The 12,459-nt window shown below is 41.9% G+C and carries 10 protein-coding genes; all 10 read left to right on the forward strand.

All coding sequences use genetic code 11. The features are described 5' to 3' along the window. Nucleotides 1-20 precede the first annotated feature (20 nt). The 10 genes from C5O00_RS11215 (at nt 21) to C5O00_RS11265 (ending at nt 12,032) form a co-directional block, all read left to right on the forward strand. Complete coding sequence (locus C5O00_RS11215) at nt 21-1,709, forward strand: alpha-amylase family glycosyl hydrolase (protein WP_105216940.1); 1,689 nt, start codon at nt 21-23, stop codon at nt 1,707-1,709. Nucleotides 1,710-1,752: 43 nt separating this feature from the next. Beyond that, nucleotides 1,753-3,153: an alpha-amylase family glycosyl hydrolase gene (locus C5O00_RS11220; protein ID WP_244592980.1), complete on the forward strand. Its 1,401-nt coding sequence runs from the start codon at nt 1,753-1,755 to the stop codon at nt 3,151-3,153. A 105-nt stretch (nt 3,154-3,258) separates the two neighbouring features. Beyond that, nucleotides 3,259-4,245 carry a 6-phosphofructokinase gene (gene pfkA, locus C5O00_RS11225; RefSeq protein ID WP_105216942.1) on the forward strand — a complete coding sequence of 329 codons (987 nt, stop codon included), beginning with the start codon at nt 3,259-3,261 and terminating at the stop codon, nt 4,243-4,245. A gap of 11 nt (nt 4,246-4,256) precedes the next feature. Continuing rightward, complete coding sequence (gene gap / locus C5O00_RS11230; protein WP_105216943.1) at nt 4,257-5,252, forward strand: type I glyceraldehyde-3-phosphate dehydrogenase; 996 nt, start codon at nt 4,257-4,259, stop codon at nt 5,250-5,252. A 3-nt stretch (nt 5,253-5,255) separates the two neighbouring features. Then, nucleotides 5,256-6,128: an N-acetylglucosamine kinase gene (locus tag C5O00_RS11235; protein ID WP_105216944.1), complete on the forward strand. Its 873-nt coding sequence runs from the start codon at nt 5,256-5,258 to the stop codon at nt 6,126-6,128. A gap of 15 nt (nt 6,129-6,143) precedes the next feature. Next, a complete protein-coding gene (pgi, locus tag C5O00_RS11240) occupies nt 6,144-7,706 on the forward strand; it encodes a glucose-6-phosphate isomerase (RefSeq protein ID WP_105216945.1) in 1,563 nt (520 codons plus the stop codon). A 91-nt stretch (nt 7,707-7,797) separates the two neighbouring features. After that, on the forward strand, nt 7,798-8,208 hold the full coding sequence (locus C5O00_RS11245; RefSeq protein WP_105216946.1) for a hypothetical protein: 411 nt from the start codon (nt 7,798-7,800) through the stop codon (nt 8,206-8,208). A 672-nt stretch (nt 8,209-8,880) separates the two neighbouring features. After that, a complete protein-coding gene (locus C5O00_RS11255; protein ID WP_105216948.1) occupies nt 8,881-9,681 on the forward strand; it encodes a sensor histidine kinase in 801 nt (266 codons plus the stop codon). 37 nt (nt 9,682-9,718) lie between these two features. Next, on the forward strand, nt 9,719-10,387 hold the full coding sequence (locus C5O00_RS11260; protein WP_105216949.1) for a response regulator transcription factor: 669 nt from the start codon (nt 9,719-9,721) through the stop codon (nt 10,385-10,387). Between the two features lie 103 nt (nt 10,388-10,490). Further along, nucleotides 10,491-12,032, forward strand: a complete 1,542-nt coding sequence (locus tag C5O00_RS11265) for a YifB family Mg chelatase-like AAA ATPase (protein ID WP_105216950.1) — start codon at nt 10,491-10,493, stop codon at nt 12,030-12,032. Nucleotides 12,033-12,459 lie beyond the last annotated feature (427 nt).

The raw sequence follows: 12,459 nt of genomic DNA on the forward strand, positions 1-12,459 counted from the left end.
CCTTAAAAAGTCTTTTAATTATGAAAATTTCCAAATATGTAGCCCTTCTCATAGGTGTTATTTTAATTGTGTCCGGCTGTGCAGATAAACAAAAGGACCTTGCCGAGACAGAAACAGTTATAGAACCCACCGTTAAACTACCTTTTAGTTGGGAGGCTGCCAATGTATATTTTTTACTAACCGACAGATTTAATAACGGCGATCCGTCTAATGATGTGAATTATGGCAGGACAAAAGAAACGGCAGTACTTAGGGGATTTGAGGGAGGCGATATAAAAGGAGTCACCCAGAAGATTCGTGAAGGCTATTTCACCGACCTCGGCATCAACGCAATTTGGATGACGCCAGTAGTAGAACAAATTCACGATGGTACAGATGAAGGCACCGGTTACACCTATGGTTATCATGGCTACTGGACCAAAGACTGGACTGCACTGGACCCCAATTTTGGGACCCGTGAAGATCTGGCCGAACTGGTAAAAACAGCACACGACCATGGAATTCGGATCCTTCTGGACGCGGTGATCAACCATACGGGTCCGGTTACATCAGTAGATACAGTTTGGCCGGACGAATGGGTTCGAACTTCCCCTAAATGCGAATTTAAAGACTACGAAAGTACGGTTACATGTACATTAGTTGAAAATCTCCCGGATATTCGCACCGAAAGCAATGAAGCTGTAGAATTACCACCACAACTGGTGGAAAAATGGAAAGCCGAGGGAAGGTATGAGGAAGAAATAGCCGAGCTCGACGCTTTCTTCGAAAGAACCGGACACCCGAGGGCACCCAGGTTTTATATCATGAAATGGCTTACAGACTATATCACCGATTTTGGCATAGATGGGTACCGTGCCGATACGGTGAAGCATACCGAAGAATACGTATGGGAAGAGTTTAAAGCTCTTTGTGAGGCTGCCTTCATAGACTGGAAGCAGGCCAACCCGGAAGATGTTTTGGATGATACGCCCTTTTACCTGGTGGGCGAAATATATTTCTATAATGTGAATTCTGGCAGAACATACGATTTTGGCGATAAGAAAGTAGATTATTTTAATAACAGCTTCGATGCACTTATCAATTTTGATCTTCGTTCCAGTGGAGAGCGCAGTTATGAAGAGGTGTTTAGTAGTTATTACGAAATTCTATCGGGCGAACTCGACGGTCATAGTACGCTGAGTTATATGAGTTCTCACGATGATAGCCATCCTTTTGACAAGCAGCGTATAAAACCTTACGAGACCGCTAACCGACTCCTACTGGCACCTGGTGCTTCCCAGGTGTATTACGGAGATGAATTGGCCAGAACGCTAATTGTAGAAGGAACCAATGGCGACGCAACCTTGCGGTCTTTCATGAATTGGGAATCTATCGAGAACGACTCAGAAACAAAGGAAATACTGGAACACTGGCAAAAATTAGGAAGATTTAGAAGAGAACATATTGCCATAGGATCTGGTGTCCACTCCATGATCAATGAGGCGCCTTATACCTTTTCAAGGACTTACAGTGAAGATAATTTTACCGATAAGGTGGTTGTGGGCCTCGATCTGCCGGAAGGAGAGAAATTAATATCGGTGACCGGAGTTTTTGAAGATGAATCCATGGTACTGGATACTTATAGTGGCGTAAGAGCAAAGGTGGTGGACGGATACGTTACTTTGGATACTAAATTCAATATAGTTCTACTGGAAAGAGCACTTAATTAAGATGCAAAACCTTCAATACATAATGTTAACCTGTTTCCTTTGCATGTTTTCCTGCAAAGAGCAACCCAAAAATGAGACTGTGGAAATGCAACAAACCCTCGAATCTATTTCGCCTATTACCGATGCTGTTTTAGAATCGGCTGTTATCTATGAAGCCAATATCAGGCAATATTCTGCCGAAGGAAGTTTTAATGCCTTTACGAGAGATATTCCTAAGCTCAAGGATCTGGGCGTTAAGATCATTTGGCTGATGCCGATCTTTCCTATTTCCGAAGTGAAGCGAAAAGCCTACGGCGATCTAATGGTAGAAGATATAGAAGACCCGAAAGAACGAGAGAAATATTTAGGAAGCTACTATGCGGTTTCCGACTTCAGGAAGATCAATCCCGAATTTGGTTCGATTGAAGATTTCAGGAGGCTACTGGATACAGCTCATGAACATGATATCTATGTTATCCTGGACTGGGTTCCCAATCACACAGGATGGGATCATACCTGGATCACGGAGCATCCCGATTTTTACACGAAAAATGCAAAAGGAGAAATAACTGATCCGCTAAAAGAAGATGGAACATCGGTAGGATGGGAAGATGTAGCAGATCTGGATTATTCGAATAAGGAGATGAGACAGGCTATGATAGCCGATATGATGTATTGGGTTAAAGAGGAAGGTGTTGATGGATTTCGTTGCGATATGGCAGGGATGGTACCCACAGATTTTTGGGCAGATGCCATTCCCAGATTGCGAGCCGAAAAAGATATTTTTATGTTGGCTGAAGCCGATAAGCCCGAGCTAACCAGAGATAACATGTTCGAAATGGCTTATGGTTGGGAAGCCCACCATCTGTTAAATGCTATTGCCAAAGGCGAAAAGAATGCAAAACACTTTAACGAGTATATGCAAAATAGCGCAGAGAAATGGGTAGGAGGTGGATTTCTTATGAATTTCCTAACCAACCATGATGAAAACTCATGGGCGGGTACCGTGAAAGAACGTATGGGCGATGCATCCGAGGCTATGTTGGCTTTAACCTATTGTATGCCTGGTATGCCATTGATATATAGTGGACAAGAATACGATCTGGATCATAGGTTAAAATTCTTCGAAAAGGATTCCATTCCGAAGAAAAAAGGAGAAGTATGGCCTTTACTTGAAAAATTAGGGCAATTGAAAAATGAATCACCGGCACTCGCTGGTGCCAAAGCCCCTGCTTCCTATGAAAAGATTGAAACTCCCCGGGAGGAGAATATCATCGCCTTCAGAAGAAAAAATGAAAACAGCGAACTAATTTACCTGTGTAATACTGGTCCGGATAAAGTTGAATTCACTCTATCATTAACAGGAAAATATAAAGATTATATGAGTGGGACAGAGGTTGATCTTCAGGGAAATAACACATATCAACTCGGTGCATGGGACTACCGTATTTTGCTAAAAATGTAATTTTAGGGTCTTAATTTTACTTCAGATTAAGAATTTTATAAACCGAAAACGTTATAGTTACTTTTCCGGTTTGTATTGTGAATTTATTGCCATAGTTTTACAGTAATGAGCAATACAATAAAACGTGTAGCTGTGCTAACCAGCGGGGGAGATGCCCCCGGTATGAATGCTGCCATCAGGGCGGTAGTTCGTTCCTGTGCCTATCATAATCTCGAGTGTGTAGGGATCTATCGTGGCCTACAAGGCTTAATAGAAGGTGATTTCGAATTGCTTGGCCCTCGTTCTGTAAAGAACATCATTAACAGGGGCGGTACTTTCTTGAAATCGGCTCGTTCTCAGGAATTCAGAACCAAAGAGGGAAGGCAAAAAGCCTATGACCATCTAAAGAACGCGAAGATCGATGCCATGGTGGTAATTGGTGGCGATGGTACCTTTACAGGAGCCAATATATTCATCAACGAATTCGATTTTCCCATAGTTGGTTTGCCGGGTACCATTGATAACGATATCAACGGTACAGATTTTACCATTGGTTACGATACTGCACTCAACACAGTTGTTGAAGCCATCGATAAGATAAGAGATACGGCCAATTCGCACAACAGATTGTTCTTAGTGGAAGTGATGGGCAGAGATGCCGGAGATATCGCATTGAATGCTGGTATAGGGGCCGGTGCCGAAGAGATCCTCATTCCTGAAGAGAATATGGGAAAGGATCGATTGATAAGTTCTCTTAAACGAAGTAAGAAATCGGGAAAATCCTCATCCATTGTTGTGGTTGCGGAAGGTGACCAGATAGGAAAGAACATTCTCGGGCTGGCAGATTATATAAGAAAACATTTAGATGAGTACGAAGTAAAAGTTACTGTACTTGGCCACATACAGCGGGGAGGTTCTCCCAGCTGTTATGACAGGGTGTTGGCAAGCCGTTTGGGCGTTGGTGCTATTGATGCGCTATTAGACGGCCAGCAGGGTGTGATGATAGGGATATCTCACAACAAAATTGTAAGGGTACCCTTTGAAGAGGCAATAAAAGGTGAAAATAAAATAGATCAGGACTTAATAAGAGTGGCAGATATCACATCTGTTTAAACAAAGGATATATGACAAAAATTGGAATTAACGGCTTCGGCCGAATTGGAAGAATTGCGTTCCGCATCGCGGCGCAAAATGATAATGTAGAAGTAGTGGCCGTAAACGACCTTCTGGACGTGGATCATTTGGCTTATTTGCTTGAATACGATTCTGTTCACGGGAAATACCCGGGAACCGTATCTGTGGAAGGAGGAAACTTAATCGTAGATGGTAAGACCGTTCGCGTGACAGCCGAAAGAAACCCCGAAGATCTAAAATGGGATGCGGTAGGAGCCGATGTTATCATTGATTGTACCGGTATTTTTACCACCAAAGAAACCGCAGGAGCTCACCTTAAAGCCGGTGCGAGGAAGGTTGTTATCTCGGCGCCATCTAAGGATGCTCCTATGTTTGTTATGGGAGTGAATCATAAAGATGTGAAGCCGGACGATAATATTGTTTCAAATGCTTCCTGTACCACCAATTGCCTTGCGCCTATGGCAAAGGTAATAGATGACAATCTGGGGATAGTAGAAGGACTTATGACTACAGTTCACGCAGCCACTTCTACGCAATTCACGGTAGACAGCCCTTCACGTAAAAACTATAGACTGGGAAGAAGTGCCCTGTCTAATATTATACCAACATCTACAGGTGCTGCTGTTGCGGTTACCAAGGTAATTCCTTCGTTAAAAGGTAAACTTACAGGAATGGCATTCCGTGTGCCAACAACCGATGTATCTGTTGTAGATCTAACAGTTCGCACCGAAAAATCTGCTACCTACGATGAAGTGAAGCAAATGTTTAGAGATGCAGCGAAAGGTTCTTTTGCAGGTATTATAGATTATGTTGAAGATCCCGTGGTTTCTCAGGATTTTGTAAGCGACCCTAATACCTGTAATTTCGATGCAGACGCCGGCATTGCTCTTAACGACAATTTCTTTAAATTGATAGCCTGGTATGATAATGAGTATGGATATTCTGCCAAGTTGATAGACCTGGCAGTTCATGTTGCAAGTGTATAAGATATGACGATTATAGCAGATGGTGGTTCTACCAAATGTGATTGGATCCTTCTGGATGAGAAGGGAGATCAGTTACTAAAGACGCGGACACGTGGCTTAAATCCCGCTGTTGTTCCCAAAGAGGAATTATTTGAACGAATCCAGGAGAATGAAGAGCTTCCTTCTTTATTCGAAAAGGCTACCAGAGTTGATTTTTATGGTGCAGGATGCGGAACGGATACTCCCAGAGGAATATTAACTGCTGTACTTAAAGATTTATTCTTTAATGCCGATATCACGGTAAAGGAGGACATTATGGCGGCGGTGTACGCCGCTACCACCAAACCCGGGATCGTTTGTATATTAGGAACAGGTTCTAATAGCTGTTATTACGACGGAGAGAAAATCTTTACGCCGGTACCTTCTCTGGGCTATACGCTAATGGACGAGGCAAGTGGAAATTACTTCGGGAAGCGACTAATTAGAGATTATTATTACAAACGGATGCCGGAACAGATCGCGAAAGCCTTCGAGCAACGCTTTAATCTGGATGCAGACGAGATCAAGCTCAACCTCTATCAGAGACCTAACCCTAATACCTATCTCGCGTCCTTTGCCGAATTTATTTTCACTAGCAAGGAGGTAAATGGATACTTTTACAAGCTTATTAGTGAAGGGATGATTCGGTTTATAGAATACCGCATCATGTGTTACAAAGAGGCACAAACTGTCCCAATTCATTTTATTGGGTCAATTGCTCATTACTCCACAGATATTATTCGCGACTGTATGAAACGATATCATCTGGATTTGGGCAATGTAATTCAGCGTCCCATTGATGGTTTACTCGATTATTATCGGGTCCATGTGCTGAAAGTTGCAGAATCCAGTTCATAAACTGTAAATTAGCATATGAGCCTACCTAAAACAGATCCTACAAAAACCAAGGCTTGGTCGGGCTTATTAGAGCATTTTGAACAGATAAAATCCGAAAGGATGCAATCCTGGTTCGAGGCAGACCCCGATAGAGCCGAGCGTATGTCCATCACTTGGGCAGACTTCTACGTGGATTATTCAAAGAACCGTATAAACGACAAAACCCTATCCTTACTTTTCGATATGGCTAATGAGGCAGGTTTAAAGCAAGCCATCGATGCCCAGTTTTCCGGCGCCGAGATCAACGAGACCGAAGGCAGGGCAGTGTTACATACTGCGCTTAGGGATTTCGGTAATATGAAGCCGGAGGTGAAGGAAACTCTCGCCAAAATAAAGTCGTTTTCAGATAAGGTGATAAACGGCTCATGGAAAGGTGCATCCGGAAAGCCAATTACCGATGTGGTTAATATAGGTATAGGAGGGAGTGATCTAGGGCCCGATATGATATGCGAGGCGTTAAAATATTATCAGAATCATCTCAATGTACATTTCATTTCCAACGTGGACGGCGATCATGTTATGGAAAGTCTTAAAACTCTCGACAGGGAGACCACATTGTTTATCATTGTATCCAAGACATTCACGACCCAGGAAACCTTAACCAATGCTAATACGGTTCGTAGTTGGTTTCTTGAAACAATGAACGAGGCCGATGTAAAGCATCATTTTGCAGCAGTATCTACCAATCTGGATGCGGTTTCAGAATTCGGGATTTCCTCCGAGAATATTTTTCCTATGTGGAATTGGGTGGGGGGACGGTTCTCACTATGGAGTGCTGTAGGACTGTCTGTGGCGTGTGCGGTGGGATATAAAAACTTTGAAGATCTGTTACGGGGAGCCCATAATATGGACAGGCATTTTCAGGAAACCGATTTTAACGGTAATATACCCGTAGTTCTGGCTCTAATTTCTGTGTGGTACAATAATTTCTTCGGAAGCGAAAGTGAGTGTATTGTACCCTATTCTCAATACCTGAACAAGCTTGTTGCCTATCTTCAACAGGGTATCATGGAGAGTAATGGTAAAAGTGTAGATAGGAATGGTGAAGTAGTATCCTACCAAACAGGCACTATTGTTTGGGGCAGTACCGGTACCAATGCTCAGCACGCGTTCTTTCAACTGATCCATCAAGGCACCAAACTCATCCCAACAGATTTTATTTGTTTTGCCCATTCTCTCTTCGGGAAGACAGATCATCAAAATAAGTTACTTGCTAATTGCTTTGCACAAACCGAAGCCTTACTACAGGGAACCTATGGTATGGAAGTGGAAAATTCTTTCAAAATATTTGAAGGAAACAAACCCACCAATACCATCCTGATTCAAAAACTCACTCCTCAAAGTTTGGGTAGCCTGATCGCCATGTACGAACATAAATTATTTGTACAAGGCGTGATATGGAATATTTATAGTTACGACCAGTGGGGCGTGGAATTAGGAAAGAAACTAGCCAAGAATACCCTGGACGCCATCGAAAATAAATCCACTTCTAATACAACCAATGCTTCTACAAAAAGACTTATTAATAAGTCGTTTTGAGCATAGAATTTTATTATCTACGAAATCTTTCGTTTTCTACTTACGGTTTTCTTATTTTTAGTAAGTATAATCAATTAAAAACTTACCAAATATGAGTGCAAAAGACAAGACGATTAGTTTAGACACCGCCAAGACCTGGACGCAAACCTGGCGTAAAGAAGAATCTGATTACAATAGTTATAATCGCTGCAATGGATTTCTGGTTCCGGCCGAAGACCTTCGTGGGGTTTTGGATGAGATCAAAGATCAGAAGAATCCACAATACATCCGCGCATATCTTGGAGTTGAAACGATGAAACTTGCCGATGGCAAAACAAAGCAGGTAGAAAAACTAATTATGGTTGGCACTCGTCCGGCAACTAACCCTTCTACAGGCAAGGTTTATTATGCCGATATATTACCCAGTGATAGTGAATCTGCCGATGGTGACACAGGTGGAAATATCTACGACTTTAGCGATCCGTGTCCACCAGAATGTGATGAGGATAGCGAGTTAAATTAAGTCATGAATCATTTTTTAGTCCTATCCATTATCGGCCATGCCATTCTCCTGGTCAATGTGATAGTATATTTTAAAAGCTTTATTAGAAATGATAAGGCTTTTAAAATATTTTCAATTTATCTAGCCATTTCTTTTTGTATTCAAATAGCCACATTGGTTATTGGTAAGGGATTTCATTTGCCTAATTTATATTTATCACATTTTTATATAGTGGGCCAATTTGTTTTGCTGTCACTTTTTTACTTTCAGCTTTTAAAGAATAAAGTGATTCTTTACCTAATACCAGCCATAGTGGCCCTTATCGGGATACAATTTATTCTAGACCCCTCTTTATTTTTTAGATATAATCCAGTTGGAATAGTGATTACCCAAATAATTCTGGTTCTCTATGCTATTCTTTATCTATACCAAAGCTTAAGCGGAAAGAAACCATTTATAATAATTAACGCGGGGATTTTATTTTATCTTTTGTCAAGTACTTTGATCTTCGCATCCGGAAATCTGGTTTTGGATCTGGATATTTCACAGAACACCAGGTTTATTTTGATCAATGTAAACAGGGTGTTCATTTTACTGCTTCAAATATTAATTTTTACCGAATGGTACCGCAATTATCGGCCGGCCCTAAAGAGTGGATAATTACATGTGTCGATTTAGTATCTTCGTCTAGCCATGCAAGAAATCATTTCCGAAGAACAACAAATAATAGACATCATCCTCATCGCCATAGGACTCCTGTTACTCATGGCTCTGGCAATCGTTTTGTTCTTTTATTTCTCGCGTCGAAGGATTATTAAAACAGAATTGGAAAAAGCAAACCTGGAGATAAAACACCAGAGAGAAGTATTACAATCCACAATCATTACACAAGAGGAAGAACGAAAACGGATCGCACAAGATATGCACGATGCTATTAGTTCTAAGCTCAATGTGGTTTCACTCAATGCCAATATACTTTCGGATGCTTCAATCTCCCCTGAAGAAAAGTCGAAAGTCGCAGAGAACATTGTTAAGGTTACCTCGACTGTACTAGAGAATTCCCGCAAGATCGCGCACGATCTGCTTCCTCCCACCTTAGAAAAATTTGGTTTGGAGGCCGCAATCGAAGAATTATGCGATGAAATTGGCGAGGCAGGTTCCTTTAAGATCCAGCCATATTTTCAGTACCGGCAGAATATGTTAAGTCAGAATGACGAACTTCATTTTTTCAGGATCACCCAGGAGCTGTTCAACAATACTATTAAATATGCCGACGCCAAATCCGTCCAACTTTCCCTGGTTGGAAAAGGGTCTGAAGTGGTTCTATCCTATCAAGATGATGGAAAGGGTTTTGATGTGCACGCGGCGAAAAAGGCAAAAGGACTGGGCTTGAGTGGAATTTCCAATAGAGTCGAAATCCTGGATGCCAGTATGGAAATGAACAGCAGTGTTGGCAAAGGATTATTGGTTCGAATCATAAAGAGATTGGACTAATTTTCATATTTTAGAGGCGAAGCAAACCAATAAACTCTTGAAAATAAATCTTGTAATTGCCGATGACGAGGAATTATTCCGCGTAGGTCTTTCGCATATTCTTTCTAAAGATCCTGAAATTTCAATTGTTTTTGAAGCAAGTGACGGACAACAGTTGCTGGAATATCTGGCAGCGAATGAACATCTTCCGGACATAATCATCACCGATATAAAAATGCCCGAACTCAACGGGGTAGAGGCCACCAAGTTGATTCATCAGTTATATCCCGAAATAGGTATCATCGCCCTTACTACGTATAATAGCAAGCCATTTATTAGGAATATGATCGACGTAGGCGCTTCTGCCTATCTGGTAAAGAATTCGGCACCCGATAAGGTTATACATACTATTAAACAGGTGTATTATAATGGTTTTTATTACGATAAGCATGTAATGACGATACTTAACAATCGTTATGCAACCGATAAGGAAGGAGAGAAAACAGCTTTCGATCAGGAATTCCTTACCGAACGTGAAGCCGAAGTCCTTGAACTTATTTGTAAACAATATAAAACGTCCGAAATAGGGGAAAAGTTGTTTATTAGCCCCAGGACCGTCGAGGTGCATCGCAAGAATTTATTGATAAAGACCGGGATGAAGAATATAGCCGGGCTGGTGATCTTTGCCATTCAGAACGACCTTGTACCACCCATCATCATTGAGTAAATATTTCAATATCAAATACTATATTTATCTCGATATATTAATTAGAATTTCGTAGCTTTATACCTCTTCTAATTCCCCTCCTTTTTTATTTCTGAAATAATTTATGCTTACTAAAGTATATGGAAGCGCTGTATTTGGTGTGGATGCCACCACTATTACGGTTGAAGTGAACGTGGATCAAGGAGTGGGTTATCACCTTGTTGGATTACCCGATAATGCCATCAAGGAAAGCAATTACCGTATTGCGGCTGCGCTTCAAAATAATGGTTTTAAGATCCCGGGGAAAAAGATCACTCTCAATATGGCTCCGGCCGACCTGAGAAAGGAAGGGTCTGCCTACGATCTTACCCTCGCCATGGGAATATTGATCGCCACAGGCCAGCTTGAAGAACGACATCCGTTAACCGATTGCATCATCATGGGAGAATTATCCCTCGATGGAAGTCTACAGCCCATTCGCGGGGCACTTCCTATCGCTGTCAAAGCAAAGGAAGAAGGATTTAAACACTTTATCCTTCCGAAGCAAAATGCCCGGGAGGCCGCGATAGTAGACGGTATAAAAGTGTATGGTGTAGACAGCATTACCCAGGTGATACAATATTTTAATGAAGGTACGCCCATGGAAGAAACTGTGGTCGATATCAATGCCGAATTTTACGAACAACTTGAAAATCCCGAATTCGACTTTTCAGATGTAAAGGGACAGGAATCCATAAAACGCTGTATGGAGATCGCAGCGGCTGGAGGGCACAACATCATCCTGATAGGCCCACCGGGATCCGGGAAAACAATGCTTGCTAAACGCCTCCCCAGCATCCTGCCACCGCTCTCCCTAACCGAAGCTCTCGAAACCACCAAGATACATAGTGTGGCGGGAAGAACCCTCGGCAGCGGTGGCATTATGACATCACGACCTTTTCGCAGTCCTCACCACACAATAAGCGACGTAGCGCTGGTTGGCGGTGGTACCTTTCCACAACCAGGGGAGATCTCCCTGGCACACAACGGGGTTCTATTTCTGGACGAATTACCCGAATTTAAACGTTCTGTTCTGGAAGTGATGCGCCAACCTCTGGAAGACAGGGATGTTACCATTTCCAGGGCTCGATTTACTGTTACCTATCCCTCCAGTTTTATGCTGGTTGCCAGTATGAATCCTAGTCCCGGTGGTTATTTTAACGACCCGGATGCACCCGTTACCTCTTCGCCTGCCGAAATGCAGCGTTACCTAAGCAAGATCTCCGGCCCCTTGCTCGACCGAATTGATATCCATATTGAAGTAACACCTGTTCCTTTCGAAAAGTTAAGCGAGGAGCGAAAAGGGGAGGCCAGCGTGGTGATTCGTAAGCGAGTCACAAAAGCGAGGAAGATACAGGAAGTACGTTTCCGAAGGAATAAAGAGATGCATTATAATGCCCAGATGGGGGTAAAACAAATTCGAACTTATTGTAAGCTGGATGCTGCGTCTTCCGAATTACTTAAAAATGCTATGGAGCGCTTAAATCTTTCGGCCAGGGCCTACGACAGGATTTTAAAAGTGTCGCGAACTATCGCCGATCTGGACCTTTCAGAAGAAATAAAAGGAGAACATATTTCCGAGGCTATACAATACAGGAGTCTGGATAGAGATGGGTGGTTGGGGTGATACTTCTTATAAATAAAACCCTCTCCGTTTGAAATTAAAATGGTTTTTGATTGTCTACTTTCAGTACTCTTGGAAATACAATCTAAGTTTAGTAATTAACCAATTGTTCCTTCCCCGAAAGGGGAAGGTGTCTTCAATAATGTCTTTATTGAAGACGGAAGGGGATGAGAACTTATTATAAATAAAACCCTCTCCGTCAGTATCGAGGATACTGACACCTCTCCCTATAAGGGAGAGAAACTATTTCCTATAATTTTCAACTTATAACCATCTATGATTGAGATTATTTATGAAATAAAAGGAGAACTAATTTCTCAAAATATAAAATAGACGAGGCTAAATAGGACGGGTAGTTAGGGTGATACTTCTTCTGAATAAAACCCTCTCCGTTTGAAAACAAAATAGTTTTTGATTGTCTACTTTCAGT

Origin of the sequence: Pukyongia salina, assembly GCF_002966125.1 — a bacterium.
Lineage (GTDB): Bacteria > Bacteroidota > Bacteroidia > Flavobacteriales > Flavobacteriaceae > Pukyongia > Pukyongia salina.